Annotated in this window: 1 protein-coding gene; it reads right to left on the bottom strand. The window is 68.9% G+C overall.

Features of this window, described 5'->3' with window-relative positions; all coding sequences use genetic code 11:
* Positions 1–511: Rieske 2Fe-2S domain-containing protein (locus JUB13_RS31055; RefSeq protein ID WP_207486134.1), on the bottom strand; the 511-nt coding region annotated here is incomplete at both ends.

Raw genomic sequence — 511 nt, 5'->3', positions numbered from 1 at the left:
CCTCCATCCAGCGCGCCACCGTCACCTTGCGCTCGCTGTGCGTGACCTCGAACGGATTGCGCGTGATCGCCTCGTCCCCGATGCTGCCGGCGTGCACGTAGGTCTCGTGCGTGAGGTCCATCAGGTTGTCGATGACCAGCCGGTAGTCGCATTTCAGCCCGTAGAAGGTGCCGCCCTCGCCGACCCAGGGCGGATCGCTGTTCCAGTGGAAGTCCGGGATCTTTTCGGGGTCGGCCAGGGCCGGGTCGCCCATCCAGATCCAGGCCAGGCGGTAGCGCTCGACCACGGGATAGGCGCGCACGCAGGCCGAGGGGTTGATGGTCTCCTGGGCGGGCATGAAGGTGCAGCGCCCGGCGGCGTTGAAGACCAGGCCGTGATAGCCGCAGACGACCTCGTCGCCGCGCAGATGGCCGAGCGAGAGCGGCAGCAGCCGGTGCCAGCAGGCATCCTCGAGCGCCGCCACCTGCCCGTCGCTGCGGCGGTACAGGACCACGTCCTTGCCGCAGATCCG

The organism is Arenibaculum pallidiluteum, from assembly GCF_017355985.1.
Taxonomy (GTDB): Bacteria; Pseudomonadota; Alphaproteobacteria; order Azospirillales; family Azospirillaceae; genus Arenibaculum; species Arenibaculum pallidiluteum.
Note: the sequence above shows the minus strand (reverse complement) of the source record. Positions and strands in the feature narration are given on the sequence as shown.